Source organism: Salinicoccus sp. Bachu38 (assembly GCF_038561955.2).
Lineage (GTDB): Bacteria > Bacillota > Bacilli > Staphylococcales > Salinicoccaceae > Salinicoccus > Salinicoccus bachuensis.
In genome coordinates, this window is the sequence record NZ_CP138333.2 from 1,796,225 (window position 1) to 1,821,839 (window position 25,615).

Below are 25,615 nucleotides of genomic sequence, written 5' to 3' on the forward strand. Positions count from 1 at the left end.
AAAACCTTGGGTGTAGTCACCCAAGGTTTTTAAAATTGCTGAAATGAATGCTTCTATCTCTTATCAATCTCTTCAAGCAGTATCTGGTTGACCATCTTCGGATTCGCCTGGCCTTTTGATTTCTTCATGATCTGGCCGACGAGGAAGCCGATTGCACGGTCCTTCCCATTTTTGAAGTCTTCGATCGACTGCGGATTGGCATCCAGCACTTCCGTCACCATTTCGGTGAGCACTGCCGGATCGGAGATCTGTTCCATGCCGAGGTCCTTGACGACCTTCTTCGCGTCCCCGCCTTTTTCGACGAGCACATTGAAGACTTTTTTCGCCTGTTTGCTTGAAATCGTGCCATCCTCGATCAGTTTGATCATGTCGGACAGGTTTTCCGGCGTAAGTGCCGTCTCATTCAATTCGACCTGCTGCTTGTTGAGGTATTCATTCACCCCGCCCATCAGCCAGTTGGAAGCGAGCTTCACGTCCGCCTGGTGCGACTCCACCATCTCGTTGAAGAAGTCGGAAGTCTCCTTCTTGAGCGTAAGGACGTGGGCATCATACGCAGGCAGTCCGTATTCATCTACATACTTCTCTTTCAGGGCATCGGGCAGGAGCGGGATGCTTTCCTTGATCCTGTCCTTCCATTCCTGGTCGATATGGATTTCCACGAGGTCCGGTTCCGGGAAGTATCTGTAGTCATCGGAACCCTCCTTGACACGCATGAGGACGGTATCCCCACTCTTTTCATCGAAGCGGCGTGTCTCCTGGGGAATCTCCCCGCCCTTCATCAGCACTTTCTCCTGGCGTTTCTCCTCGAACTCAAGTCCTTTTCTGACATAGTTGAAGGAGTTCAGGTTCTTCAGCTCCGTCTTCGTACCGAATTCCTCCTGGCCGTATGGTCTCAGGGAGATGTTCGCATCACAGCGGAGTGACCCCTCTTCCATCTTGCAGTCGGAAACACCGGTATACTGGATGATCGCCTTCAGCTTCTCTAGGTAGGCATACGCCTCTTCCGGTGTTCTGATGTCCGGTTCGGAGACGATTTCGACAAGCGGTGTCCCCTGACGGTTCAGGTCGACCAGTGAATGGTCATCCTTATGCGTCGATTTGCCGGCATCCTCTTCGAGGTGCAGGCGGGTGATGCCGATGCGTCTCGTCTCGCCGTCCACTTCAATCTCTATCCAGCCGTTCTCGCCGATTGGCTGGTCGAACTGTGAAATCTGGTACGCTTTCGGGTTGTCCGGATAGAAATAGTTCTTCCTGTCGAATTTTGTGACATCTGCAATATCCATATTGAGTGCCATGGCCGCCTTCATGCCGAAGTTGACCGCCTCCTTGTTCGGAACGGGCAATGTACCCGGGTAGGCAAGGTCGATGACACTCAGGTTCGTGTTGGGCTCAGCACCAAAGTGTGCAGGTGCATCCGAGAACATTTTTGTGTTCGTTTTAAGTTCAACGTGGACTTCCAGTCCAATGACCGTTTCAAAATGCATTATTGCACCTCCAGTTGCAGCGTTTTCAATTCTTCATGGAGATTGAACTGCTCTTCAAATTTCAATGCCGCGTTGTATATTTTCTTTTCATCAAAGTGATTTCCTATGAGCTGCAGGCCGATCGGGCGTCCGGATGCGCTCAGACCACTCGGGATGGAGAGCGCCGGCATGCCTGTCAGGTTTGCCGGAATGGTCAGGATGTCATCCTTGTACATCTCCAGCTGGTCATCGGATTTCTCTCCGAGATCATATGCAGGCGTCGGTGTTGTAGGGCCGAGAATCAGGTCGTATTCGCTGAACAGTCCCTTCATTTCCCGCTCGATGACACCGCGCAGCTTCTGCGCCCGGATATAATGCTGGTCGTAGTGTCCGGCACTGAGTACGAAGGTTCCGAGGAGGATGCGGCGTTTGACCTCTTCGCCGAACCCTTCGGCACGTGTCTTCTTGTAGTGCTCCTCGAGCGTCTCGGTTCCTTCAGCCTTGTAGCCGTAGCGTATCCCGTCAAAGCGGGCAAGGTTGGAGCTTGCTTCACTGGAGGCGATCAGGTAGTAGGCGCTGACCACGTATTTGGTATGTGGAATGGATACTTCTTCCACTGTCGCACCGAGTGATTCGAATGTTTCGGCCGCTTTCCTGATGGATTCCTCCACTTCCGTGCTGATGCCTTCCCCGATGAATTCTTTAGGGAGTGCAATCTTCATGCCGGAGAGGTCCTTGTCGATGCCGTCGAGGAACTGGTGGTCCATCCCCGGTTTGCTTGTCGCATCCTTGTTGTGGGAACCTGAAATCAGTTCGAGGATCCTTGCGTTGTCCCTCACGTTCCTCGTGATTGGTCCGATCTGATCAAGTGAAGAGGCGAACGCGACGAGTCCATATCTGGAAACACGTCCGTAAGTCGGCTTCATGCCCACTACACCACAGAAGGCGGCAGGCTGACGGACGGAGCCGCCAGTGTCGGAGCCGAGGGAGAACGGTACGAAACCGGCTGCCACTGCAGCTGCAGAGCCGCCCGAGGAACCGCCCGGAACAGCTTTCAGATCCCATGGATTGCGTGTATTTTTGAAGTAGGAGTTCTCTGTAGAACCACCCATCGCAAACTCGTCCATGTTCTGTTTGCCCATCATGACCGCATTTGCATCATTGAGCTTTTCCATGACTGTTGCATCATATACAGGAGTGAAGTCCTCCAGCATGCGGCTTGCGCATGTCGTCAGTATATCCTTGGTACAGATGTTGTCCTTGATTCCCATCGGAATGCCGAACAGCGGCCCTTCCATCCTGTCTTCCTCCTGAAGACGGTCGAGTGCCTCCGCCTGCTTCATCGCTTCTTCCTTATTGACAAACAAAAAAGAACCGATTGCCTCATCAGACGCTTCGATTCTATCGAATAGCGCACCCACTACTTCAGAAGGTTTGATTTCTTTGGATTGTATCTTTTCATACAGTGTTTCCACTGTCATCTCATGAATGTTCACACTAGCCCTCCTTATAACATTTTCGGCACTTTGAAGTGTCCGTCTTTTGTTGATTTGGCATTGCTCATCGCTTCATCCTGTGACAAAGGTTCACTCGGTGTATCTTCACGCAAGACGTTCGTCAGGTCCAGTGCATGGAACATCGGTTCTGTCGTGCTCAGTTCCACTTCATCGAGAAGGTGTGCGTAGTCCACGATTTTGTCCAGTTCTTTCGTGAAAGCTTCTGCCGCTTTCTCATCTTGTATTTCGATACGTGCAAGATTTGCCACGTGTTTTACCGTATCCAGATTAATCTCAGACATCCTGTTCCCTCCATTTCTAATAAAGAACATATAAATTTTATCAAACATTGTTCTAAAAATCTATTCCATCCGCCCTTTTACGTTCCATTACTGTAAAAATGGAAAAATAGTGTAAAATTGTTTTCTTTATTTTCTAAATATTCTTTTTAATCTGTTAGCACTATAGTATAATTAAACCGTGTAAATTTATACCTGGTGCATGCCCTTGACATCAAGGGTTGGACCCATTTTGGGACCGTAATTTCACGAAATCAATTTGCAATGCAAGTCCAGGTTTTGTATTGTGTTTAAGGGGAGGAGATAAAAAATGATACTGAATTCAGCACAATTTACATTTACCGCTGGATGGCAGGAGTACATAATGATGGCACTGTACTTCATCGTTCTGATCATCATCGGACTGTATGCCTATAAGCAATCGACGTCAGACCTCAGTGGATACATGCTTGGGGGCCGTAATATCGGGCCTTGGGTCACTGCACTGTCTGCAGGAGCATCGGATATGAGTGGTTGGATGCTCATGGGTCTGCCGGGCAGCATGTACAGCGTCGGTCTATCCAGCATCTGGATCGCCATCGGTCTTACAATCGGGGCATACATCAACTACTGGGTGGTTGCACCGAGGCTGCGTGTCTATTCGGAGGTTTCCGAAGACTCCATCACGCTTCCGGACTTTTTCGAAAATCGTTTTAAAGATAACCGTCACATACTGAAGATCGTTTCCGGTCTCGTCATTGTAATATTCTTTGCGGTCTACACGGCGAGTGGAATGGTTTCCGGGGGCAAGCTTTTCCAAAGTGCATTTGATCTGCCTTACCACTGGGGACTCTTTGTCACCGCAGCTGTCGTCGTCATCTATACGTTCGTAGGGGGATATCTGGCAGTCAGCCTGACCGACTTCTTCCAGGGGACGATCATGTTCATCGCAATCGTACTGATTCCAATCGTTGCATGGATGAACCTTACCGGACAGGGTGTCGAGCCTTTCGTCAGGATCGAGGAACTCGGTGGACTGGCAGACGTCAACTATCTGTCATTCATCAGCGGTGTTTCGATCATCACCATACTGAGCAACCTGGCATGGGGCTTCGGCTACTTTGGACAGCCGCACATCATTGTGCGTTTCATGTCCATCAAATCCCACAAGCTCATTCCGAATGCCCGTCGTATCGGCATCGTGTGGATGTCCATCGCACTCGTTGGTGCATGTCTGACTGGTCTTCTCGGTATCGCATTCACTGATGCGACAGCCAATGATGTCTCAGATCCGGAGACGATCCTCATTCTCATGAGCCAGGTGCTCTTCCATCCGTTGATCGGTGGATTCTTCCTGGCAGCAATTCTTGCAGCAATCATGAGTACGATTTCTTCACAGCTTCTCGTCACTTCCAGTTCACTGGTCCAGGACTTCTATAAGATCGTCCGACGCAAAACAGTAGGTGAAGAGACGAAATCAAAAGAAGAACTCGACAAGCACTTCGTGCTTCTTGGACGTCTGTCCGTCGTACTCGTCGCCATCGTTGCAATCATCATTGCATGGGATGATGAATCCGTCATCCTCAACATCGTTGCCAATGCATGGGCCGGATTCGGTGCAGCATTCGGACCGCTCGTCGTTCTTTCACTTCATTGGAAAGGTCTTACACGTTCAGGTGCCGTTGCAGCCATCATCGGTGGTGCCGCCACTGTAATCATCTGGATCGCAGCAGGCACTTTCGGTACCGGCCTTTACGAAATCATCCCTGGTGTCATCGTATCCACGCTTGCAGCAGTCATTGTAAGTAAGATGACCCAAGGTACTGGCATCTCCAAAGAGATGGAAGCCGAATTTGATGAAACGACAAATATTCTTAAACAGCGCAGATAAGACCATATGAAAAGGAGCGTCCCATGTAGGGATGCTCCTTTTTTAGTGGATTCTATTCATAGATGTGCACGCTGATGTTCTCTTCCTTGTCTTTGGTGATCAACGCATATGACTGGTTCTTATCTTCGATTGAAACCTCGACCTCCGTGTTTCTGAAATGCTCTGCTACGAGACTTCTGACGTACTGTGTCAGGCCGATGACCTCGCCACGGCTGCTGTATTCCAAGGGAATCTCTATCGTGAGCCGCTCAAGTGCTCCATCTACGAAATATCCATGGCCGATGGAAGTCGTGAAACTGTCGAAGTATGATTCCAATTTCCTGTTGAAGTTCTGATATTCACTGTTAATCTCTTCACTGATTGCACTCGCATCAGAAGAAGGCAGGAGCACATAATTTTCATTGACCTGCTGGAAGTTCGATATTTGGTCCTCTCCCCCTTCCACGACTGCCGTCGAAACGAAATTGCCCGGGGTGATGGCCGTGTCGGTGGACTGTATGAAGATGCCGAACACGATCTTCATGTCCTTGTAGTCTTCGTTCGCCCGTATCCGCTCAAGAATTTCCTCGGCCATCTGTTCCCCTTCCTGCCTGACTTTCTCCGTATCGAGTTCTCTTGTGAATGTTGGTCCATACTGCTCTTTCTGATACTGGTACTCACTGTTCATCGCCAGCCCGATCGTCATTCCTCCAAATTCAAGTGCCTCTTCATCTTCGGCCTGCACCATATAGTTCTGTTCCAATATATGGGACAGGTACAGAGGTGCTTCCTGGGCGATCACTTCCGGATCTGTTTCGCCCTCCACCGAAGGATTGAGTCCGAGATTGCTGAATGCATTATTCTGGGCCTTTTCCTCCTCGGACATCGCCTCGATCTCTTCCATCGTGTAACTGCGCCCAAGGTACCCCCGTATCATCTCCTCGGTGAATACCTGGCCTTCCCGGAATACGTACTCATCCGGGCTGAATGGCCCTTTGCTCAACTCGAAAAGGCCCTTTTCAAACGCTTCAATGTTGTAGTTCGATACCATGTTGGAGCTGGTGAGTCCGCGGGACGGTGAAAGCTCATAGGGGATGACTGTACGGTAGTGTTCCGCTTCATCGCTCGAAGTCACCATCTCCTCCTGCTCTTCCACCGGCACCGTGCCCACTTCGCTATCAGGCTCCCCCTGATCCTGATTCTGCTGCACGGTCTCCTCAGAGCCGCATGCTGCCAGAAGGAGCATCAGGAAGAGCAGCGACACTATATGTTTTTTCATCATGGCTACTGCTCCATCTTCTCTATGAATTCTTTTTCGTTCCAGACTGTCACATCCAGGGACTGTGCCTTCTCAAGCTTGCTCCCGGCTTCTTCCCCTGCAACAACGACATCCGTTCTGCTGGAAACGCTGCCGGTCACTTTTCCGCCGGCATTCTCTATCATCGACTTTGCTTCGTTCCGTGTCAGCTCTGAAAGTTTTCCGGTCAGAACGAAAGTCATTCCCTCGAACGCTCCGCCTGACGCTTCCTGAATCTCCTCTGTCATATTGACGCCGTAGCGCTCCAATTTGCCTATCAGATCTTTGAAATCCGGATGCTGGGTATAGGTGACGATGGAGTCTGCAATCTTCTCACCGATTTCAGGGATTTCTATGAAGCGCTCTTTCGGCTGCTTCATGATCTCCTCCATGGAGCCGAATTCCTGTGCAATGAGTTCCGATGCTTTTGTGCCGAGAAATCTGATGCCGAGGCCGACCAGCAGCTTCCGCAACGGATTGTCCTTGGAGTCCTTGATTGCTCCGAGCAGGTTTTCAATCTTTTTATCGCCCATCCGCTCGAGCGGAATGAGGTCTTCATATGTCAAAGCGTAGATATCACCGACATCCTTGATCAGTCCGGCCTCAAAAAGCTGGCGGACCACCTTTTCACCGAGTCCGTCGATGTTCATTGCGCTTCTTGAGACGAAGTGGATCATGCCTTCGACAAGCTGTGCCGGACAGCCGGGATTGATGCAGCGGATGGCCACTTCATCCTCCAGCTTGACCGTATCATGACCGCATCCCGGGCACTTGGTCGGTGCTTCATATATCTCCTGGTCTGTCCTTTCCTCAAGGATCGGTCGGACGACCTCCGGAATGATGTCCCCGGCCTTGCGGATGATCACCTTGTCATTGATGCGGATGTCCTTCTCCTCTATCAGTTCATGATTGTGCAGGGATGCTCTCGCCACGGTCGTCCCGGCCACCTTGACCGGCTTCAGTATGGCAGTCGGTGTAATTGCACCGGTACGCCCTACCGTCAGTTCGATGTCTACCAGGTCCGTGACCACCTCTTCGGCGGGGAACTTGTAGGCGATCGCCCATCTCGGTGATTTCGCCGTATATCCCATCTGCTCCTGGCTGCTGAAGGCATTGACCTTGATGACGATGCCGTCGATATCATACTCAAGATCATTGCGGTGGTTCTCCCAGTATTCTATGTACTCGAGAACATCATCGATATCACTGACGAGCTTCCTCTCCCTGTTGGTCTTGAAGCCTGCCGCGTCCAATTCATCCAGCGCTGCACTCTGCGTATCCGCCTCGAGCTCTGTCAGATCATTCACACTGTACAGGAAGACCGACAGGTTCCGCTTGGCGGCAAGTTTTGGATCAAGCTGCCGCAGCGACCCTGCTGCCGCATTCCTTGGATTCTGGAATGGCGTCTCCCCATTCTTCTCCTTCTCCGCATTGAGCTTCTCGAATGAGGATTTCGGCATATACGCCTCGCCCCTGACTTCAAAGGAGAGGGGGCGGTCCAGAGTCAGCGGAATCGCACGTATGGTCCGGAGATTGGAGGTGATGTTCTCACCCACCGTTCCGTCGCCACGGGTCGTCCCCTGGACGAACCGTCCCGATTCATACTTCAAGGAAACGGCGAGACCGTCTATCTTGAGTTCGCACATGTATTCCACATCTTCCACGGCTTCCCGGACCCGCTTGTCGAATGCCCTGAGGTCCCCTTCGTTGAAGGCATTGCCAAGACTGAGCATCGGTGTGTCATGCGCCACTTTCTCAAAGCGGCTGAGGACTGCGCCGCCCACCCTTACTGTGGGGGAAGTATCCGTCTTGAATTCCGGATACTGCTCCTCCAGGGCGATGAGTTCATGCAGCATCCTGTCATATTCGCTGTCGGGGATGGTCGGGTCATCGAGCACATGATATTCGTAGTTATAGCGGTTCAGCTTATCCTGCAGTGCCTTGATTTTCTCTTCCATTGATCCACTACTCCTTCTTTTCAATCGGTGCAAAATTGGCAAGCAATCGCTTGACGCCGACTTTGGTGAAGATGATGTCCAGTTCCTGGCTGTCGCCCTCCCCTTTGATCGCCGAGATGATGCCATCTCCGAATTTCTTATGCTCGACCTTGTCTCCGATGGAGAAGCTGATGCCGCTGTTGTTCGTCACCACACGGCTTCTTTTCGGCGCCTGTTTCTTCCGGCTGCTGCCGGCGAAGAAATCATTCTGCTCGAATGAACCGCCGCCATCCATCAGGGTTTCCGGAATCTCCGCCAGGAAGCGGCTCTGCATGTTCGCCTCCGTCTTACCATAGATCATGCGGCTGTTGGCCCGTGAGAGGAAGAGCTGATCTTCGGCCCGCGTGAGTGCCACGTACATCAGGCGCCTTTCCTCCTCCAGTTCCTTGTCATCGTAGGCGACCCGTCTTGAAGGAAAGATGCCCTCCTCCAGGCCGACGATGAATACAATTTTGAACTCGAGCCCTTTTGAAGCGTGCATCGTCATGAGTGTCACCCCACTGTCGTCTTCGACACCATCCTGGTCGGAAACAAGCGCCATATCACTCAGGAAGGTGAACAGCAGTTCATCCGAAATCTCATTGTCCCTGTCGAATTCGCTTGTCACCGTCTTGAATTCCTCGAGGTTCTCTATGCGGCTCCTCGACTCGATCGTCTTCTCCGCTTCAAGCATTTCCATGTATCCCGTCGTCTTCAGCACTTCATCCACCAGTTCCGTGATGGTGATGAACCTGGCTTTCTGCTGCAGCTTCTCGAGCAGATCCACAAGGCCCATCAGCTTGACGACGGCCGTCTTCGGGATGCCGATGAAGTCGGATTCCTTGATCGCCTCAAAGATACTGATGCCGGTGTTCTGGCCATGCGCCTTCAGCTTATCCACCGTCTTCGGTCCGAGACCCCGCTTCGGCGTATTGACGATGCGCTCGAAGCTAATATCATCGTTCGGATTCAGGATGACCTTCAGATAGCTCATCAGATCCTTGATTTCCTTGCGGTCGTAGAATTTGATGCCGCCGACCATCTTGTATGCGATGTTGGATTTGACTAGCGTGTCCTCTATGGCCCTAGACTGGGCGTTCGTCCGGTACAGGATCGCCATGTCGCTGTAGCTGTACTTGCCTGAGAGGTCCAATATGTTCCTGACGACCTCCTCGGCCTCCCCGCGTTCCGAGTCGGCGACGAGGTTCTGCAGTTTCGGTCCGCCATCCCGGTCTGTGCGGAGCGCCTTCGGCTTGCGTTCCGTATTGTTCTCGATTACGGCATTTGCTGCATCCAGTATGTTCTTGCTGGAGCGGTAGTTCTGCTCCAGTTTGATGACGACCGCTTCCGGATAATCGTCCTCGAAGTTGAGGATATTGGCGATGTCCGCACCCCTGAATTTATAGATGGACTGGTCGGAATCCCCCACCACGCAGATATTGCGGTATTTCGCCGCAAGCTGGCTGATCAGGCGGTACTGTGCATGGTTGGTATCCTGATATTCGTCCACATGGATGTACTGGAAACGGTTCTGGTAGTACTCCAGCACCTTCGGCTCCTTATCGAACAGCTCGATCGTCAGCATGATCAGATCATCGAAATCGAGGGCACTGTTGCGATAGAGGATCTGCTGGTAGTCATGATAGATTTCACTGTATAGCGTATCCGGGTAGGCAGCCGCCTCCCTGATGCTCTCATCCGGCCGGATCAGCTGATTCTTCTTGTCGGAAATGAAACCGATGATGCCTCTTGGATTGTGCTGCTTTATGTCCAGGTTGCGGCGCTTCAGTATGTCCTTGACCACGGATTTCTGGTCCGTCGGATCGAGGATGGAAAAGCTGTTTTCATATCCCAGATGGTTTATATTGCTTCTCAGTATGCGCACACACATGGAGTGGAAGGTGGAGATCCACATATTCTCTGCGCCTTCCGATACCAGTGCAGCGACACGATCCTTCATTTCCCTTGCCGCCTTGTTGGTGAATGTGATGGCCAGTATGTTTCTCGCCGGCACTTCCTTCTCGCCGAGCAGATAGGCGACCCGGTGCGTCAGCACCCGAGTCTTCCCACTGCCTGCCCCTGCCATGATGAGCAGCGGCCCTTCGGTCGTCTGGATGGCTTTCTTCTGTTCTTTATTCATCAAACTTAGATCCATTATAAAAACTCCAATTTATTTAATGATAGTCCGCAATGCTTTTCTGGGACTGTCGTAGATGACATTCCCCACGATGATGGTATCGGCGTACTGTGCCATCTCTTCGGCTTCCGCCTTCGAGGAGATGCCGCCGCCATAGATGATGTGGGACTGTCCGGCATTTTCACGCACGGTCTTCATGATCTCCGCGTCTCCATAGGTACCGCTGTACTCAATATATATATACTCGGTCTGATAGAGCTTGTCCATCATATTGATGTAGTGCGGAAGCATCTCAGGCGCCACACGCTTCCCTTCAGCCTTTTTGAAGGCCTTGCATTCGGGGTTCATGATGATGTATGGCAAGAGGGAAACCTCGTCATAGTCGAGCAGATGACCATATTCCGCCAGTGCCTCGAGCATCAGTCCATGCTGCCACTTGATGTCGCCCGTGTTGAACACCGCCGGTATGAAATAGTGGTCGAATCCGGGAATCACGGCTTCGGTCGATGTCACTTCCAGTGCGACCGGCACAGAGAAGCGCCGCACCCGCGCCATCAGATTCAGCACGTTGTCTTCCGTGATGCCGTCAGTGCCGCCGATGATGATGGCGTCGGTATCCGACTCGCAGATACGCGTCAGATCCTCGTCACTGATTTCCTTTGCAGGATCCAGTTTGAACACATGTTTGCAATCTTTAAGCATATATAAAACTCCCATCAGAATTCATAAGGATATTATAGCATTTTTAGCATGCTGCTGTTTTATTATATATGCGATTTTTACAAGACTTCAAAAGCAAAAATGACCCGGCCGGCTGATGCCGGTCAGGTCATTCTAATCGATGTCCAGGTATTCCTCAAGTGACAGTCCGCTTTCGTATATCGCTTCCGCTTCGTCACCCACATACCTCAGGTGCCACGGCTCATACATGTATCCCGTAATATGCTCTTTTCCTTCGGGATAGCGGACGATGAACCCATACTCATGGGCTACGTCCTTCAGCCATTCGTATTCCGGCGTATCACCGAACTCGACTGTAAGGTTGGAGGCACTGTCTGCGGAGCCGACATCGACGGTGAGCCCGGTCTGGTGCTCTGAATGGCCGGGTCTTGCACTGTACTGGTCGGCCGCCTCCTGCCCGTCACGGGCAACATAGTTGTTGTACAGCTGATCCTGATAGTCGTAGGTTCTGAAATCACTGACCAGCACGAAGTCGAGGCCCTGTTCCGCCCCGTCACGGAACATCTGCTGGTAGGCCTCTATGACTTCCGGCTGGAGACCCGGGTTGTAGTCGGCCGGCAGGGGAATCTCCTTGTTGACCACCAGAATATCATCGACATAGGTGACGCCATCGATGACCTCAATATCGGGGAGTGCTTCGAGCTCTCCTATTTCAGCCACGGCATATCCTTTTTCAAAAGTCCCATGTGCCTGTGTCTCTGTTTCATCAAGGGTGATGCCACACCCGGCCAGAACAAGGACCAATACAGGCAGCAGACCCAATTTCACACTTTTGTACATCAAACCGCTCCTTCAGCAATCGGTAGCTTCATCTTATCATATTCCCGCCTGCTGTTTTAAGGGAAGTACGACTATTCGAGCCCTGCTCTCTGGAAGATGAGATCCACACGTTTCAAGTGATGGTTTTCATCGAAGCAGTCCTCTATCTCTTCTGCGGTCAGAAGGTCCTGGATGCGCGCATCCTGTTCCACCAGCTCCCTGAACGGCACTCTCGTCTCCCACGATTCCATCGCCTTCGGCTGGACGAGGTCGTATGCCTCTTCACGCACAAGCCCTTTGTCGATCAGTGTAAGCATGACACGCTGGGAGTAGACGAGGCCGAAAGTCTTGTCGATATTCGCCTTCATGTTATCTTCGAATACCGTCAGGTTTCTGATGATGTTCGTAAAACGGCTCAGCATATAGTCGAGTCCAATCGTCACATCCGGCAGCATGATCCGTTCAGCGGAAGAATGGGAGATGTCCCGCTCGTGCCAGAGCGGCACGTTCTCATAGGCCGTTGTGATGTAGCCGCGGATCACGCGTGACAGTCCCGTCACATTTTCACTGCCGATCGGATTCCGCTTGTGCGGCATGGCACTGGAACCCTTCTGCCCTTTGCCGAACGCCTCTTCCACTTCCCGCGTTTCGGTCTTCTGCAATCCGCGCACTTCCACCGCAAACTTCTCGATCGATGTCGCAATCAGACCGAGTGTCGCTATGTAGTAGGCATGACGGTCACGCTGCAGCGTCTGGGTCGATACTTCCGCAGTGTCGAGCCCGAGGTGTTCGCACACATAGCTTTCCACTTCCGGTGGAATATTGGCGAATGTGCCGACGGCACCGCTCATCTTGCCGACTTCGATCTCTTTCCTGACATTCCTGAAGCGTTCGAGATTCCGTTTCATCTCAGTGTACCAGAGCGCCATCTTGATGCCGAAGGTCGTCGGTTCCGCATGAACACCGTGTGTACGACCCATCATCAAAGTCGTCTTATGTTCCCTCGCCTTGTCGGCCAGCACTTCAATGAACGCCTCAAGGTCTTTTTCCAGCAGCGCATTCGCCTGCTTGACCAGATAGCTCTGGGCGGTATCCACGACATCGGTGGAAGTCAGTCCGTAATGCACCCACTTCTTCTCTTCACCGAGTGTTTCGGATACCTGGCGTGTAAATGCGACGACATCATGGCGTGTCTCCGCTTCAATCTCCTTGATGCGGTCCACGTCGATCTGTGCATTCTTCCGGATTTCCTGTACTTCATCCTTCGGTATGTAGCCGAGCTCCGCCCATGCTTCTGACGCAAGGATCTCCACTTCCAGCCATGCTCTGAATCTATTTTCTTCCGTCCATATCTTTGACATTTCCTCACGGGAATAACGAGAAATCATGCATACACGCTCCTTAGTTTTATTTCCTCTCCATTATAACAAAACACATAAAAAAACGAACATTTTTTTGAAATAAAATAAAAATGTTCGAAAAAATAGACGGATAAATGAATTATCCGTCTATTCCTCGACTCTTTTTCCTTCAAATACAATTTCCTGATGATCGACAATACGTTCTCCATTCCGTTCGATGAAGACGGGGCGCTCCATGCGCCGGACGGGCTGGTAGCCTTCCTCCCGCATCCGTGCGAGGCACGTCTCCAGGGATTCGCCATCTTCCACTTTAAACTTTTTCTTTTTCGGCATCTCTTTCACTTTCCGATTCCCCTGCTTCGGAAATTTCCTCCAATACTTCTTCTACATTTTCAGGCTCATAGTTCCTGAGGCGTCTGCGTCTGACACCTTTCGTCCAGAAACCGCCGTTGATGTTTTTAGGTTCATACGTAATGATGAACGCGCGTTCATCGAGCTCCTTGATCGTCGCTCTGAGCTTCCGCTCATATTTTCTTGGCGTAAGTATCTGCATGGTCATCCGTTCGCCATCGCGTCCATATTGATAGCCATGCGTAACCCCATAGCCCAAATCCCTCAGGTTCTTCGGAAGATCCTTGTCTATTTCGGATGTGATCACGTTGACGACCAGATAGCCGAGCGCGAGCTTCTCCTCAATCTTCATGCCGACCAGTATGCCTGCCCCGAAACCGAGGGCGTACGCCACGACGTTCTGGAACTGGTCCAGGTTCTCAAGGACCAGCCCAAGGCCGATGACATACACGAAGGTTTCCATGATGCTGAATATTGCTGCTGTATAACGGTATCCCTTGAGTGTAGAGATGGTACGCATCGTCAGGAAACTCACATAGATGATGTTGATGACGAAGATGACAAGTACCATCAGCCACGGGTCTTGTGATATGGCTGTTATCATTCGATTCTACCTTTCTTCTTGAGTGTATCTGTTCTGCCCGCCAGGAGGACCTAGTCCTCCTGCTTTTCTCCGTATGCAGGCTTGTTGTAGCGGTGGTAAGGAAGATCCCGCTTATGCTGGGTCTTCTTGTACCATCCGACGATGGTTTCGTAGTCCTCATCCGACACTTCCCTGCCCTCCAGGAAATCGTCGATTGCCTTATAGCTGACACCAAGCGCCTCTTCGTCGCTGAGCATCGGCTTGTCATCCTCAAGGTCGGCTGTCGGTATCTTGTTGGCAAGGTACTCCGGTGCCTCGAGGTATTCCAGAAGCATCTTGCCCTGGCGTTTGTTCAGGCCGAACAGCGGGACAAGGTCGGCTGCACCGTCACCGAATTTCGTATAGAAGCCTGTGATGGCTTCGGCCGGGTGGTCCGTCCCGAGCACAACCCCATTGGTTGTCGCAGCCACTGCATACTGGGCCTTCATCCGTTCACGCGCCTTTTCGTTGCCCTCGAGGAAGTCCGTCAGCTCGTATCCGGCTTCCTTCAGAGAAGCGATGCTGCGCTCCACATTCGGGCGGATGTCGATGGTGGCGGAGGCTGTCGGCTGGATGTATTCAATTGCATCGATGGCATCCTGTTCATCGTTCTGCTTGCCGTACGGCAGACGGAGCGCATGGAACTCGTAGCCGCCCCCTTCGACTTCCTCATTCAGTTCATCGACTGCCATCTGGGCAAGTTTTCCGAGCAGGGTCGAATCCTGGCCGCCCGAGATGCCAAGGACGAACGATTTGATGAATGTATAGTTCTTTACATAGTCCTTCATGAAATCGATGATTTCCCTCACTTCAGTTCCAGGGTCGATTTCCGGCTTTACGTTGAACTGTTCGACAATTTCTTTCTGTAACGTTCTCATTTCTACATCACTCCAATGTTTTATTACTTGATTCCTCGATGAGGTCCTGCTTGATCTGCCATAGCTCCTTTGAGAGGTCGACCGGATACTCCTCCGGATTGAGGAACCGCTTGTACTCTTCCCATAGCAGACCGAGACGTTCTTCATGACGCCGTTTTATCGTGTCTATGCTTTCCGATTCATACACGCACTCCCCGTCAATGAAGATGTCCTTCATCAGCTCCACTGCCCTGTAGGAGCGGATGAGCTTCCTTTTCATCGTATGGATGGGGTGGAACATGAGCAAGGGCTCATCTCCCTTTATCTCTTCCCCAAAATGCGTAATGTATTCACCTTCCGACATCCCTGTATTTTTGTTGATGATCCGGTGGATGTTCTTTTTGCCCGGTGTCGTCACTTTTTCCGGATTGCCTGAAATTTTTATCCTGTTCTCAAGCTCCCCTTCGTCATTTTCGATGGCCACAAGCTTATAGACTGCGCCGAGCGCCGGCTGGTCGTATGCTGTAATCAGTTTGGTGCCGATGCCCCAGCTGTCCACCTTCGCCCCCTGCGACAGGAGGGACAGGATCGTCACTTCGTCCAGGTCGTTGGATACGATGATCTTCGCATCATGGAACCCGGCATCATCCAGCATCTTCCTCGCCTCTTTGGACAGGTAGGCGATATCCCCGGAATCGAGCCGGATGCCGATGAAGTTGATCCTGTCGCCATACTCTTTGGCCACTTTGATTGCATTCGGCACGCCGGATTTCAATGTATCAAAAGTATCGACGAGGAAGACGCAGTCCTCATGGGAATCGGCATAGGCCCTGAAAGCATCGTAATCGTCGCCATATGCCTGGACCATGGCGTGGGCGTGTGTACCGCTGGCATTCAAACCGAACAGCTTGGCCGCCCTTACATTGCTTGTGCCGTCGAACCCCCCGATGATTGCAGCGCGGGCGCCCCACAGTGCAGCATCGAACTCATGGGCCCGGCGCGTCCCGAACTCCATCAGTATGCTGTCCGGCACAAGCTGGCGGATGCGGCTCGCCTTCGTCGCGATCAGCGTCTGAAAATTGACGATATTGAGGAGTGCCGTCTCCACGAGCTGGGCTTCGATGATCGGCGCCTCCACCTGGACGAGCGGCATGTTGGCGAAGACGAGTTCCCCTTCCTGGATGGCGCGCACTTTCCCGGTGAAGCGCAAGTCCTTCAGATATGCAAGAAAGTCCTCCTCATAGCCGATCGACCCCAAATACTCAAGATCCGATTCCGTGAACCTCAGGTTCTTCAGAAAATCGATGATGCGCTCAAGCCCTGCAAAAACTGCATATCCATTGCCGAACGGCATGCTTCTGAAATAAAGGTCGAACACGGCGGTCCGGTTCTCCAGGCCCTGCTCCAGATAGGTTTTACCCATATTGATCTGATACAAATCGGTGTGCAGCATAAAACTGTCATCTTCAAATTGATACATTTTTTACAGTCCCTCCATGAAGTGCTCCAAATCAGTTATAATCATTCTAACACAACCAAATTCTTTACCAACATAATATCATTGGAGGAATATCATGAAATTTGCAAGTTTCAGGGCGCGCTTCATCATCCTGTCCCTGATCGTCTGCATATCCGGCTTTTCACAGGGGATGCTCCTCCCGCTGATCTCCTTCATCCTGGAGAATCGGGAAGTGCATGCCACACTCAATGGACTGCATGCTTCAGGCCTCTACATAGGCGTACTCGTGTCCGCCCTCTTCATCGAAGCACCACTCAGGAAATACGGCTTCAGGCCCATGATCATCGCTGGAGGCATCATCGTCGGAATTTCCATGCTGCTGTTTCCGGTGCTTGAGTCGATATGGATATGGTTCCTGCTCCGCCTTCTTGTCGGAGTCGGCGACAATGTGCTCCACTTCAGCACCCAGACATGGCTGACACAGAGCACTCCGCAGCATAAGCTCGGCCGCGTCATCGCCTTCTACGGCCTGTTCTTCTCATTCGGCTTCATGATCGGGCCCAAAATCAGTGAGCTTGTGACCATCTGGGAACCGCTGCCGTTCGTCGTCTCCGGCATACTCACCATGATGGGGTGGCCCCTCATCTTTCTGCTTAGGGGCGCTGAAAATGCAATGCCGATCGATTCGGGCGTCCCCGTCACCATCTTCAACACCTTTAGAAATTTCCGGGCTGTGCTCGCAACGAGCTGGATTGCATTCCTGTTCCCGATGCTGTTCGGCATCTTCGAATCGTCGCTCAACAGCAACTTCCCCGTCTTCGCAGTCAGAAACGGGTTCGCCCTTTCCGACATCACCTGGATCCTGCCGGCCTTCAGCTTCGGCGCCATCCTCCTGCAGGTGCCGATCGGTGCACTCGGGGACCGTGTCGGCCGCAGCCGGCTCATCACCATACTGCTTGTGCTCGGGGCTGTGACGTTCCTGTTCATGGAACTCTACAGCAGCTCATTTGCCATGCTGGTGCTGCTGTTCATACTGGCCGGCGTCTTCGTCGGCTCCATGTACTCCCTAGGCATCAGCTATATGACGGACATTACACCGAAATCGAACCTCCCGGCCGGCAATCTGATGGCAGGCATCATGTTCAGCCTCGGCAGCATCATCGGGCCGGTCATCGGCGGATATGTCATCACCGTGACGGGCGGGGACTACTACTTCACTTTTTTCACCCTCGCCATCGCCATCATCACCACGCTGAATATTTCATTTATATATAGGAGGCGGGATATGGCATAATGGATATGAAGAACACAAAACGGAAGGGGGATTATAAATGAATAATGCACTGCTGGTAATCGACTATTCCTACGATTTTGCAGCACCCGACGGCAGGCTGACCGCCGGAGATGCCGCCCAGGAGATCGAACCGGCCATCGTCGACAGGATCCGCACCGCCCATGAAGCCGGCCAGCCGATATTCTTCATGATGGATCTTCATTTTGAACAGGATGCGCTGCATCCGGAAGCGGAGCTGTTCCCGCCGCACAACATCGAAGGCACCAAGGGCCGCGCGCTCTACGGCAAGGTCCATGATATCTACACGGAGATCAGGGAGGCGCCGCATGTCTTCTTCATCGACAAGCGCCGCTACAGCGCGTTCGCCGGCACACCACTCAACCAGCTGCTCCAGGAGCGGAACATCGATACGGTGACGCTGACCGGCCTTGTAACCGATATCTGCATCATGCACACTGCGGTGGATGCCTACAACAATGGCTATGGCATCATCGTCCCCGCCTCCTGCGTCGCCTCGTTCAACGAAGTGGCACATGAGAACGCACTCGAGCATTTCAAAAATGCACTCGGCGCCACCGTAGAATCATAGAAGGATGAATACTTCAATGATAAAATGGGAAAAGTAATAACATACCAAAAGGAGAATGAAAAACCATGAGTCAGACAAAAATTTTCGGACACCAGAACCCGGATACCGATACCATCACTTCCGCACTCGTTACAGCGGACATTGAACAGCAGCTCGGCAATGATGCTGTCGCCCGCCGCCTCGGTGGGATCAATCCTGAAACGCAGTATGCACTCGACCATTTCGGTGTCGAAGCCCCTGCACTGCTTGAATCGCTCGAGGACGATGCACCCGTCATCCTGGTGGACCATAATGAGTTCCAGCAGTCTGCAGAGGATATCGAGAAGGCCAATATACTGAAAGTGTTCGACCATCACCGTATATCCAACTTCCGTACAGAATCACCGCTCTACTATCGTGCAGAGCCTGTGGGATGTACGGCGACGATTCTGAAGAAGATATATGCGGAAAATGACCTCGGCATTTCCAAGGAGATGGCAGGACTCATGCTTTCTGCAATCATTTCGGACACGCTGCTGTTCAAATCGCCGACAACGACCGAAGAGGACAAAAAAGCCGCCGAAGCACTCAAGGAGATTGCAAAGATCGACCTGGAGGAATATGGCATCGGAATGCTCAAAGCAGGGGCATCCACGAGCGACAAGTCTGCTGAAGCACTCATCACCGGAGACGCAAAAACGTTCGAGATGGGAGAGCGGACGACACGCATCGCCCAGGTCAATGTCGTCGATGTCGACGAAGTTTTCGACAGGAGGGACGAACTGGAAGCCGCCATCAATGAACAGATCGACAAGGATGGCTACGACCTTTTCGTACTTGTCGTCACGGACATCCTGAATTCCAATTCCAGAATCCTCGCACTCGGCACGCATGCAAAATCCATAGAAAAAGCGTTCGATGTTGCCCTGGATGAGAATTCAGCTGTTCTGGAAGGCGTCGTATCACGCAAGAAGCAGGTAGTACCACAGATTACAAAAGCATTGTCATAAGGAGGCATTGATATGCTGAAAAAAGAAGATGGCAGACTTTATCTGGAAGAGGGACACGCAGTCATTGCGGAGCTCATCTATAATGATCATGAAGAATATTATGATGTGACCAGCACATATACGGAACCCAGCCACCGCAACAGGGGTCTGGCAAAGGACCTGGTGGATGAAATTGTCGAAATGGCACGTGAGGACGGCAAGAAGGTCCAACCGACCTGCCCTTATGTAGCATACGCCATCCGCGATTCGCAATATGACGATATAAAAATAAAATAACATCAGAAAACCCCGTCACAATGAAATGTGACGGGGTTTTCCAATGGAAGGCAATTCCAAAAATAGTTGAAAGAATGAAAAAATGGTATGAACAAATAATAGCACCAGTTTTCTGAAAAATCAATATTATCAGCATACTTTTATCAACTAAATATTTTACTTATTACACTCTCTTTCCCTTCTTCAAGACGTTCCTTTGAACATTCATCCTCGATACGATAGTCCAGTTCTTCCGTTGCCCTGGAAAAGGATACTTCATCGATATAGTTCGTCAGCTCCGCCTGGTCGAAGCATCCGGGGTGGACAATCTCCCCGAGCGTATGATCGACGATCACCCGCTCGGAACCACTCGTCCGATCCGCCAGGGGCAGAAACAGCAAACCTATCGCAATCAGTATCAGAACCAGGACAATCCATATGCCTTTTCTGTTCATTTAGAGGAATCCGACGAAGACGCCTTCCGGTGCTTCCAGTTCGCCTTCCTGCCGTTCGATGGTGCCATCTTCATTCACCTTGAACAGTACGAGATTATGGGAGCGTTCATGGGCACATATCAGATAGTCCCCGTCCGGCGTGAGATTGAAGTCCCTCGGCCAGTCTCCGTTGGTGGACTCGATCTGGAGGCGTTTCAGCGCCTTGCCTTCCTCCATGATTTCAAACACGGCGATACTGTCGTGTCCGCGATTGGATACATAGATATATCTTCCATTCGGATGCTTGCGGATGGCAGCTCCCTGGGAATGGCCATCGAATGATTCCGGAAGTGCGGAATACGTTTCAACCGGGAAGAATTCGCCATCGTGATAGTTCGCGACGATCACCTCATTTGAAAGCTCGGTGAAAATGTATGCATAGGTGCCGCTGTCATCGAATACGAGATGCCTTGGGCCGCTGCCTGCCGCCACTCTGCATTCCGCCACCTTCGCCAGTTTGTCGTCTTTGATTTCAAGCGTCACAATCTTGTCCGCTCCGAGGTCCACTGCTGCGATATATCTCCGGTCCGGTGTTTCGGTGACGAAATGGGAATGCGGGTTATCCTGGCGTTCATGGGGCCCGTCCCCTTCCACCTGGAAGACATCCAGCCGCTCTGACGCCACGCCGCGCTCATCCACGCGATACAGCCTGATTTCTCCGGATAGATAGACCGCATCCACTATATGATTCTGGTCTGAAGTGAGCGTCAGGTGGCATCCTGAAGCACCTTCCTCCAGACAGTCCTCGATGAAGCGCAGCTCTCCCGTATCCATGTCGCTGATTTCGAATGTGGCGATGCCCGCCTTCGTCTTACCTTTCTTTATTGCATATATGCGATCGTTTTCGATATCCAGATAGGTTGCATTCGGAGATTCCGCCGCCTCTTCTATAGCAGTCAGTTTTCCTGCCTCCGTATCCAGATCGAACTTGTATATTCCTTTGCCATGCTCTTTGGTATAAGTGCCGACATAACCGATCATGCTGATTCCTCCTCTGTCTTTTTTCTATTATAGTAGCACACCATCTACCATACCCTAAATGAAAAGATTAATTCCCCTTGAAAAAGCGAACATATGTTCGTATAATTGGAGATGACAGAGAAACAGATCAGGGAGGAGGGATGCAGGTGGACTACCGGGATATGCCAATGGACGAACTCGACTCCAATATTCCACAGGGACGCGGAATGATCAAATGGGCCCCATTCGCCACCATGCCCGAACAGTTCGAAAGGGTGGCAGAGATGGTGGAGGATCAGACCAGGATCGAGCGGCCGGTCCTGTCCGATGACCGTCTGGACGAAATGAACCACGTCCTTAAAAAGGCGCTGCATGACAAAAGATCTGTAAAAGTGGAATACTACTATGACGGATTCCGGTTCCAGGTCGACCTCAGGCTCATTCAGGTCGATACGTGGAGCATGGTGCTGATCGGTCATCATCCGGATGATGACACGGAAATGACCTTCATCTCGTTCATCGACATTCTGAATATCGTCTTGCTGTAGACTGGCATCAGAAAAGCCATGCAGAATATGTTCTGCATGGCTTTTCCTTAGCGTTCCAGGAAGAGGACCGGTTCCTTCTGGTAATCGGTTGCCATCATCAGATGATAGGCAAGCACTGTCGTCGTAATCGCCCCGACGCCCCCCGGCACGGGAGTGATATAGGAGGCCTTGTCCTTCACCGCTTCGTAATCGACATCCCCGACCATCTTCCCTTCATCGTTGAAGTTGATGCCGACATCGACAACGATTGCCCCTTCCTTCACATGCTCGTCCCCGATCAGGTTGATTGCACCGGCCGCGCTGACGATGACATCTGCCTCCCGGCATTTGGCAACCAGATCATCCGTATACAGGTTGCATGTCGTCACCGTCGCATCACGGTTCATGAAAAGCAGTGACAGCGGCTTGCCGACTACGGCACTTGCCCCGACGATGGTGACGTTTTTCCCTTTCAGATCTATGTCATAGAAATCGAGCATCTCCATCACACCTGCCGGCGTACACGGTTCAAGCCGGTTCTTTTCATCGGTCAGGACCTGCCCGAGATTGAAAGGCGTCATTCCATCAATGTCCTTCATCGGGTTCATCAGCTCCACCACCCGCTTCATATCTATGTGCTTGGGAAGCGGCTGCAGCAGAAGAATGCCGTTTATCGAATAGTCCTCATTGATCTCCCGGAATTTCGTCAGAAATGCCCTGGCTGAAACATCTTCCGGAAAATGGAACTGTTCCGTATCGATGGACAGTTTCTCGAAACGTTTCATTGCCGCCCGCTCATAGGAGATGGAATCCGACAGATCGCCTACCCTCACAAAAGCGACTTTCGGTTTGATGCCATGCTTGTGTGATTCCTCAAGCGCATCCCGGATCCCTTCAGATAAATGTGCCGCAACTGCCTTGCCGTCCATAATCGTTGTCATAAAAAGCGCTCCTTCATACCCTTTTTACCCCAATATACCACAATCCAATATGAATCATGTACTCAAAACCATGGCCTTTCCGACAAAATAAAAAGCCGCCCGATGGGCGGCAGATCCGTTACTTGGTTTCACGGTGGATTGTATAGCTATTGGATCTTGGGCAGTATTTTTTCATTTCAATACGCTCAGGATTGTTTCTTTTGTTTTTAGTCGTAATATAGTTACGATCTCCACAATCAGTGCAAGCCAAAGTTACATTTACTCTCATCAGTTCCGCCTCCTTTACTCATTACCTGTTCCGCTTTGCGGTGAGGAACATCCAAATCGGAATAATGTTGCTATTATACCATGTCCAGGGGCTTGTTGGAAGCTGTCCCGGACTCCATTTCAACTGGCCAGTTGATCATCCCGCAAGGGGATGAAACGATGGTATTCAATGATAACAGGTTCCTCATCAACATTGAACCGCCTTAACCATTTTAAAGGTTTATCGATATTTTTTCAACACTTTTATAGATGGACGGCTAAAATTTAAAATTGTACTTGCCTAATCGAAATCATTACGATATAATTTTAAATCGTAATCATTACGTTATGAAGGAGCACTTTAATGAAAAGATATCTATTCCCGGGATTAGTGATCGTTTTTGCGATGATTCTCGGAGCATGCGGCACATCAACTACGGAATCCAATGAAACAGACAGCGATTCCCTCACAGTCTATACGACCGTCTTCCCATTGAAGAGCTTTGCCGAACAGATTGGCGGAGATGCGGTCACAGTCGAGACCATCTATCCGAATGGCGCCGACATCCATACTTATGAACCGACGCAGAAGGACATGCTCGAATATGCAGAAGGCGATCTTTTCATCTATACGACCGACGCACTCGATCCGGTCTCGGAAAAGATCAGAGGCGCAGTTGAAGAACACACTGTATTCTTTTCCGCTGCCGACGGCATCTCCGAGGAAGCATTCGAACATGATCATGAGCACGAGCATGAAGGTGAAGAAGGACACGACGGTGAGCATGGGCACGAACATGGTACAGACCCCCACATCTGGCTCGATCCTCAGCTCTCTGTCGAAATGGCGGAAGCCGTCAGGAATCAGCTTGTGGAAATGGACCCGGACAACGAATCAGCCTACACCGAAAATTTTGAAGCACTGGAAGAGGAACTGATGGCAATCCACACGGAGCTCGAGGCCCTTACAGAAGATCCTGTCCGCGATACCGTCTATATCTCCCATGAATCCATCGGCTACCTTGCCGACAGGTACCATTTCGAACAGGTCGGCATATCCGGACTGAACAACCAGGAGCCTTCCCAGCAGGAGCTGACACAGATCATCGAGGATATACAAGCGCAGGAAATACCATATATCCTATATGAACAGAACATCACTTCAAAAGTTACAGACACGATACGTGAAGAGACCGACACCGAACCACTCGAGTTCCACAACCTGTCGGTATTGAATGATGAAGACGATCCGGAAGCTACCTACCAGTCCATCATGCAGGATAATATCGAAGTATTGGATCGTGCGCTGAACGAATAGAACAGGGCAGTTGACGCCCCAACCAGCCACAGTACCCAAAAAAGCTGACCTCAAGGTCAGCTTTTTTCATTCCACTACGTATTTTCCGCTTCTATCTCATGCTTGAGCTTCTCAGTGAATTCCTTGATCTCATCGACATCCTTTTTCAGGAAGAAGGCGAGGACGGCCACCCCGACTGTCCCCACTACAGCAAGTACAGCAACCAATTTAAGTAAAAAACTGAGCAATGATTTTATGAATTCCATATTGACCTCCATGAAGTGTTTTACTCACTCTACCCTGAGACTGAAAAATTTATGCAAAAAGTTAAGAAACAGGGTTGCTATTTATCTGAAAATTCAGTATTATAAAATTAGTTAATCACTATTAACTAACCTATTCCATTTTCTTAAAAATTTCTCCTATTTTTCCTGCACCCACCCGGTGCAGGTTTTTTATTTTCTAACCTTCAATCACTTTGATATGCACCTTCCGGTCCCTCGGTCCGTCGAACTCCGCGAAATAGGTGCTCTGCCATGTGCCATAGATGACCTGGCCGCCTTCTATGATCAATGTTTCGCTGGCACCCGTCAACGAGGATTTCATGTGCGAATCCGAATTGCCCTCTGCGTGCCTGTACTCCTTTTTATTGTCGAATGTCATATTCATTCCATAGACCAGATCACGTGTCACATCGGGATCGGCATTTTCATTGATGGTGATGCCTGCTGTCGTATGCGGGGTGAAAATTGTCATGATGCCTTCCTTCACTCCGCTCTTCCCGAGTGCTTCTTCGACAAGCGAATCGATATTAATATACTCTTCTCTTACCTTGGATGTTACAGTAAATGTAAATAGCATATTATCACCTTTAACTTTCTTCTTTATGGGTACTATAATACTAGAGATTCATGAAAGGGGAAATGCAAATGCCTTATACAATGAACGACTATCCGGATTCTTTGAAGAACATGGAGAAGCTGGAGCGTAAAAAGGCGATTGACATCATCAATGCCCTGCTCGAGGAGGGCTATGACGAAGGACGTGCCATTCCGATTGGTACCGATCAGGCGAAGGAATGGTATCAGGATGCCTCCCAGAAAGAATTGGATGAACTCAAGAATGAAAAAGTCACAGATCATGAAGATGATCCGGGCAAGCAGGGCGGCAAGATTGCCGACAACGACGTGGAAGTCTTCTTTGAGGATGATGAATGGAAAGTCCAGACCAAAGGGGCAAAGCGTCCGAGCAACACGTATGACAACAAGAACGACGCCACCAGACGGGCGAAGGAGATTGCCGAAAACCGCGGTGCTGAAGCCATCATCCATAATAAAAATGAATAGAACAGACATC

28 protein-coding genes are annotated in these 25,615 nt (G+C 50.9%); 9 read left to right on the plus strand and 19 right to left on the minus strand.

Annotated features, from left to right (window positions below):
• Positions 1 to 53 precede the first annotated feature (53 nt).
• Genes gatB through gatC form a run of 3 tightly spaced genes read right to left on the minus strand, consistent with a single transcriptional unit; the run spans position 54 to position 3,261 of the window.
• Positions 54 to 1,484, minus strand: a complete 1,431-nt coding sequence (gene gatB / locus RQP18_RS09220) for an Asp-tRNA(Asn)/Glu-tRNA(Gln) amidotransferase subunit GatB (protein ID WP_342387400.1) — start codon at positions 1,482 to 1,484, stop codon at positions 54 to 56.
• Positions 1,484 to 2,959: an Asp-tRNA(Asn)/Glu-tRNA(Gln) amidotransferase subunit GatA gene (gene gatA / locus RQP18_RS09225; protein ID WP_342387401.1), complete on the minus strand. Its 1,476-nt coding sequence runs from the start codon at positions 2,957 to 2,959 to the stop codon at positions 1,484 to 1,486. The genes gatB and gatA overlap by 1 nt, the downstream gene beginning before the upstream one ends.
• An 11-nt stretch (positions 2,960 to 2,970) precedes the next feature.
• Entirely contained in the window at positions 2,971 to 3,261 is a 291-nt protein-coding gene (gene gatC / locus RQP18_RS09230) for an Asp-tRNA(Asn)/Glu-tRNA(Gln) amidotransferase subunit GatC (RefSeq protein ID WP_342387402.1), read from the minus strand.
• Positions 3,262 to 3,568: 307 nt separating this feature from the next.
• Here gatC and putP point away from each other — a divergent pair, with 307 nt between their 5' ends.
• A complete protein-coding gene (putP, locus tag RQP18_RS09235; protein ID WP_342387403.1) occupies positions 3,569 to 5,128 on the plus strand; it encodes a sodium/proline symporter PutP in 1,560 nt (519 codons plus the stop codon).
• Between the two features lie 52 nt (positions 5,129 to 5,180).
• On the opposite strand, the gene RQP18_RS09240 is transcribed toward putP, so the two are convergent.
• The 10 genes from RQP18_RS09240 to RQP18_RS09285 all read right to left on the minus strand — a co-directional run bounded on the left by RQP18_RS09240 (position 5,181) and on the right by RQP18_RS09285 (position 16,688).
• Positions 5,181 to 6,389, minus strand: a complete 1,209-nt coding sequence (locus RQP18_RS09240; protein ID WP_342387404.1) for a CamS family sex pheromone protein — start codon at positions 6,387 to 6,389, stop codon at positions 5,181 to 5,183.
• Between the two features lie 2 nt (positions 6,390 to 6,391).
• Complete coding sequence (gene ligA, locus RQP18_RS09245) at positions 6,392 to 8,362, minus strand: NAD-dependent DNA ligase LigA (protein WP_342387405.1); 1,971 nt, start codon at positions 8,360 to 8,362, stop codon at positions 6,392 to 6,394.
• 7 nt (positions 8,363 to 8,369) lie between these two features.
• A complete protein-coding gene (gene pcrA / locus RQP18_RS09250; protein WP_373446016.1) occupies positions 8,370 to 10,520 on the minus strand; it encodes a DNA helicase PcrA in 2,151 nt (716 codons plus the stop codon).
• A gap of 30 nt (positions 10,521 to 10,550) precedes the next feature.
• Complete coding sequence (locus RQP18_RS09255) at positions 10,551 to 11,219, minus strand: heptaprenylglyceryl phosphate synthase (RefSeq protein ID WP_342387407.1); 669 nt, start codon at positions 11,217 to 11,219, stop codon at positions 10,551 to 10,553.
• Between the two features lie 132 nt (positions 11,220 to 11,351).
• The gene (locus RQP18_RS09260) at positions 11,352 to 12,038 is read right to left on the minus strand and encodes a M15 family metallopeptidase (protein ID WP_342387408.1); all 687 of its coding nucleotides are present in this window, start codon (positions 12,036 to 12,038) and stop codon (positions 11,352 to 11,354) included.
• A 71-nt stretch (positions 12,039 to 12,109) separates the two neighbouring features.
• Positions 12,110 to 13,405, minus strand: coding sequence for an adenylosuccinate lyase (gene purB, locus RQP18_RS09265; RefSeq protein ID WP_342387409.1), 1,296 nt, complete (start codon positions 13,403 to 13,405; stop codon positions 12,110 to 12,112).
• Positions 13,406 to 13,525: 120 nt separating this feature from the next.
• Positions 13,526 to 13,711 (minus strand): NETI motif-containing protein, encoded by a 186-nt coding sequence (locus tag RQP18_RS09270; protein WP_342387410.1) that lies wholly within the window; start codon positions 13,709 to 13,711, stop codon positions 13,526 to 13,528.
• Entirely contained in the window at positions 13,689 to 14,333 is a 645-nt protein-coding gene (locus RQP18_RS09275) for a DUF2179 domain-containing protein (RefSeq protein WP_373446019.1), read from the minus strand. Before RQP18_RS09275 ends, RQP18_RS09270 begins: the two co-directional genes overlap by 23 nt.
• Before the next feature lie 50 nt (positions 14,334 to 14,383).
• Positions 14,384 to 15,229 carry an ammonia-dependent NAD(+) synthetase gene (nadE, locus tag RQP18_RS09280; RefSeq protein WP_342387411.1) on the minus strand — a complete coding sequence of 282 codons (846 nt, stop codon included), beginning with the start codon at positions 15,227 to 15,229 and terminating at the stop codon, positions 14,384 to 14,386.
• A 7-nt stretch (positions 15,230 to 15,236) separates the two neighbouring features.
• The gene (locus tag RQP18_RS09285; protein WP_342387412.1) at positions 15,237 to 16,688 is read right to left on the minus strand and encodes a nicotinate phosphoribosyltransferase; all 1,452 of its coding nucleotides are present in this window, start codon (positions 16,686 to 16,688) and stop codon (positions 15,237 to 15,239) included.
• A 94-nt stretch (positions 16,689 to 16,782) separates the two neighbouring features.
• On the opposite strand from RQP18_RS09285, the gene RQP18_RS09290 reads away from it, so the two are divergent.
• The 4 genes from RQP18_RS09290 (at position 16,783) to RQP18_RS09305 (ending at position 19,815) form a co-directional block, all read left to right on the plus strand.
• The gene (locus RQP18_RS09290; RefSeq protein ID WP_342387413.1) at positions 16,783 to 17,961 is read left to right on the plus strand and encodes an MFS transporter; all 1,179 of its coding nucleotides are present in this window, start codon (positions 16,783 to 16,785) and stop codon (positions 17,959 to 17,961) included.
• Positions 17,962 to 17,998: 37 nt separating this feature from the next.
• Positions 17,999 to 18,550, plus strand: coding sequence for a cysteine hydrolase family protein (locus tag RQP18_RS09295; protein WP_342387414.1), 552 nt, complete (start codon positions 17,999 to 18,001; stop codon positions 18,548 to 18,550).
• 65 nt (positions 18,551 to 18,615) lie between these two features.
• The gene (locus RQP18_RS09300) at positions 18,616 to 19,539 is read left to right on the plus strand and encodes a manganese-dependent inorganic pyrophosphatase (RefSeq protein ID WP_342387415.1); all 924 of its coding nucleotides are present in this window, start codon (positions 18,616 to 18,618) and stop codon (positions 19,537 to 19,539) included.
• A 12-nt stretch (positions 19,540 to 19,551) separates the two neighbouring features.
• The gene (locus RQP18_RS09305; RefSeq protein ID WP_342387416.1) at positions 19,552 to 19,815 is read left to right on the plus strand and encodes a GNAT family N-acetyltransferase; all 264 of its coding nucleotides are present in this window, start codon (positions 19,552 to 19,554) and stop codon (positions 19,813 to 19,815) included.
• A gap of 143 nt (positions 19,816 to 19,958) precedes the next feature.
• Here the strand turns inward: RQP18_RS09305 and RQP18_RS09310 are convergent, their stop codons facing one another.
• Together RQP18_RS09310 and RQP18_RS09315 are read right to left on the minus strand one after the other, a co-directional pair.
• Positions 19,959 to 20,249 (minus strand): alpha-amylase, encoded by a 291-nt coding sequence (locus RQP18_RS09310; RefSeq protein WP_342387417.1) that lies wholly within the window; start codon positions 20,247 to 20,249, stop codon positions 19,959 to 19,961.
• Entirely contained in the window at positions 20,250 to 21,269 is a 1,020-nt protein-coding gene (locus RQP18_RS09315) for a lactonase family protein (RefSeq protein ID WP_342387419.1), read from the minus strand. It lies immediately after the preceding gene.
• A 140-nt stretch (positions 21,270 to 21,409) separates the two neighbouring features.
• Here RQP18_RS09315 and RQP18_RS09320 point away from each other — a divergent pair, with 140 nt between their 5' ends.
• A complete protein-coding gene (locus RQP18_RS09320; protein ID WP_342387420.1) occupies positions 21,410 to 21,796 on the plus strand; it encodes a YolD-like family protein in 387 nt (128 codons plus the stop codon).
• Positions 21,797 to 21,843: 47 nt separating this feature from the next.
• Here the strand turns inward: RQP18_RS09320 and RQP18_RS09325 are convergent, their stop codons facing one another.
• Entirely contained in the window at positions 21,844 to 22,716 is an 873-nt protein-coding gene (locus RQP18_RS09325) for a bifunctional 5,10-methylenetetrahydrofolate dehydrogenase/5,10-methenyltetrahydrofolate cyclohydrolase (protein WP_342387421.1), read from the minus strand.
• Between the two features lie 118 nt (positions 22,717 to 22,834).
• On the minus strand, positions 22,835 to 22,984 hold the full coding sequence (rpmG, locus tag RQP18_RS09330; protein WP_084184929.1) for a 50S ribosomal protein L33: 150 nt from the start codon (positions 22,982 to 22,984) through the stop codon (positions 22,835 to 22,837).
• Between the two features lie 80 nt (positions 22,985 to 23,064).
• On the opposite strand from rpmG, the gene RQP18_RS09335 reads away from it, so the two are divergent.
• Positions 23,065 to 23,190 carry a hypothetical protein gene (locus RQP18_RS09335; RefSeq protein WP_373446021.1) on the plus strand — a complete coding sequence of 42 codons (126 nt, stop codon included), beginning with the start codon at positions 23,065 to 23,067 and terminating at the stop codon, positions 23,188 to 23,190.
• 136 nt (positions 23,191 to 23,326) lie between these two features.
• Positions 23,327 to 24,280 (plus strand): metal ABC transporter solute-binding protein, Zn/Mn family, encoded by a 954-nt coding sequence (locus RQP18_RS09340; protein WP_342387422.1) that lies wholly within the window; start codon positions 23,327 to 23,329, stop codon positions 24,278 to 24,280.
• 74 nt (positions 24,281 to 24,354) lie between these two features.
• Here RQP18_RS09340 and RQP18_RS09345 read toward each other — a convergent pair whose 3' ends face one another.
• Both RQP18_RS09345 and RQP18_RS09350 read right to left on the minus strand, forming a co-directional pair.
• Entirely contained in the window at positions 24,355 to 24,525 is a 171-nt protein-coding gene (locus RQP18_RS09345) for a hypothetical protein (RefSeq protein ID WP_342387423.1), read from the minus strand.
• 196 nt (positions 24,526 to 24,721) lie between these two features.
• Positions 24,722 to 25,120, minus strand: a complete 399-nt coding sequence (locus RQP18_RS09350; RefSeq protein WP_342387424.1) for a secondary thiamine-phosphate synthase enzyme YjbQ — start codon at positions 25,118 to 25,120, stop codon at positions 24,722 to 24,724.
• Positions 25,121 to 25,188: 68 nt separating this feature from the next.
• On the opposite strand from RQP18_RS09350, the gene RQP18_RS09355 reads away from it, so the two are divergent.
• A complete protein-coding gene (locus tag RQP18_RS09355) occupies positions 25,189 to 25,605 on the plus strand; it encodes a DUF2188 domain-containing protein (RefSeq protein ID WP_031546576.1) in 417 nt (138 codons plus the stop codon).
• The last annotated feature ends 10 nt before the right edge of the window (positions 25,606 to 25,615 follow it).

Excerpts from the sequence above, each read along its gene's own strand:
- gatC (WP_342387402.1), bottom strand. The coding sequence starts at position 3,261 with ATGTCTGAGATTAATCTGGATACGGTAAAACACGTGGCAAATCTTGCA.
- RQP18_RS09295 (WP_342387414.1), top strand. The coding sequence starts at position 17,999 with ATGAATAATGCACTGCTGGTAATCGACTATTCCTACGATTTTGCAGCA.
- RQP18_RS09290 (WP_342387413.1), top strand. The coding sequence starts at position 16,783 with ATGAAATTTGCAAGTTTCAGGGCGCGCTTCATCATCCTGTCCCTGATC.
- RQP18_RS09335 (WP_373446021.1), top strand. The coding sequence starts at position 23,065 with ATGTCCAGGGGCTTGTTGGAAGCTGTCCCGGACTCCATTTCAACTGGC.
- rpmG (WP_084184929.1), bottom strand. The coding sequence starts at position 22,984 with ATGAGAGTAAATGTAACTTTGGCTTGCACTGATTGTGGAGATCGTAAC.
- RQP18_RS09305 (WP_342387416.1), top strand. The coding sequence starts at position 19,552 with ATGCTGAAAAAAGAAGATGGCAGACTTTATCTGGAAGAGGGACACGCA.
- RQP18_RS09355 (WP_031546576.1), top strand. The coding sequence starts at position 25,189 with ATGCCTTATACAATGAACGACTATCCGGATTCTTTGAAGAACATGGAG.
- RQP18_RS09300 (WP_342387415.1), top strand. The coding sequence starts at position 18,616 with ATGAGTCAGACAAAAATTTTCGGACACCAGAACCCGGATACCGATACC.
- RQP18_RS09310 (WP_342387417.1), bottom strand. The coding sequence starts at position 20,249 with ATGAACAGAAAAGGCATATGGATTGTCCTGGTTCTGATACTGATTGCG.
- RQP18_RS09350 (WP_342387424.1), bottom strand. The coding sequence starts at position 25,120 with ATGCTATTTACATTTACTGTAACATCCAAGGTAAGAGAAGAGTATATT.
- RQP18_RS09315 (WP_342387419.1), bottom strand. The coding sequence starts at position 21,269 with ATGATCGGTTATGTCGGCACTTATACCAAAGAGCATGGCAAAGGAATA.
- RQP18_RS09325 (WP_342387421.1), bottom strand. The coding sequence starts at position 22,716 with ATGACAACGATTATGGACGGCAAGGCAGTTGCGGCACATTTATCTGAA.
- RQP18_RS09240 (WP_342387404.1), bottom strand. The coding sequence starts at position 6,389 with ATGATGAAAAAACATATAGTGTCGCTGCTCTTCCTGATGCTCCTTCTG.
- RQP18_RS09255 (WP_342387407.1), bottom strand. The coding sequence starts at position 11,219 with ATGCTTAAAGATTGCAAACATGTGTTCAAACTGGATCCTGCAAAGGAA.
- putP (WP_342387403.1), top strand. The coding sequence starts at position 3,569 with ATGATACTGAATTCAGCACAATTTACATTTACCGCTGGATGGCAGGAG.
- RQP18_RS09345 (WP_342387423.1), bottom strand. The coding sequence starts at position 24,525 with ATGGAATTCATAAAATCATTGCTCAGTTTTTTACTTAAATTGGTTGCT.
- pcrA (WP_373446016.1), bottom strand. The coding sequence starts at position 10,520 with ATGAATAAAGAACAGAAGAAAGCCATCCAGACGACCGAAGGGCCGCTG.
- gatB (WP_342387400.1), bottom strand. The coding sequence starts at position 1,484 with ATGCATTTTGAAACGGTCATTGGACTGGAAGTCCACGTTGAACTTAAA.
- RQP18_RS09285 (WP_342387412.1), bottom strand. The coding sequence starts at position 16,688 with ATGTATCAATTTGAAGATGACAGTTTTATGCTGCACACCGATTTGTAT.
- RQP18_RS09260 (WP_342387408.1), bottom strand. The coding sequence starts at position 12,038 with ATGTACAAAAGTGTGAAATTGGGTCTGCTGCCTGTATTGGTCCTTGTT.
- nadE (WP_342387411.1), bottom strand. The coding sequence starts at position 15,229 with ATGAGAACGTTACAGAAAGAAATTGTCGAACAGTTCAACGTAAAGCCG.
- purB (WP_342387409.1), bottom strand. The coding sequence starts at position 13,405 with ATGATTTCTCGTTATTCCCGTGAGGAAATGTCAAAGATATGGACGGAA.
- RQP18_RS09320 (WP_342387420.1), top strand. The coding sequence starts at position 21,410 with ATGCAGGTGGACTACCGGGATATGCCAATGGACGAACTCGACTCCAAT.
- RQP18_RS09270 (WP_342387410.1), bottom strand. The coding sequence starts at position 13,711 with ATGCCGAAAAAGAAAAAGTTTAAAGTGGAAGATGGCGAATCCCTGGAG.
- ligA (WP_342387405.1), bottom strand. The coding sequence starts at position 8,362 with ATGGAAGAGAAAATCAAGGCACTGCAGGATAAGCTGAACCGCTATAAC.
- RQP18_RS09340 (WP_342387422.1), top strand. The coding sequence starts at position 23,327 with ATGAAAAGATATCTATTCCCGGGATTAGTGATCGTTTTTGCGATGATT.
- RQP18_RS09275 (WP_373446019.1), bottom strand. The coding sequence starts at position 14,333 with ATGATAACAGCCATATCACAAGACCCGTGGCTGATGGTACTTGTCATC.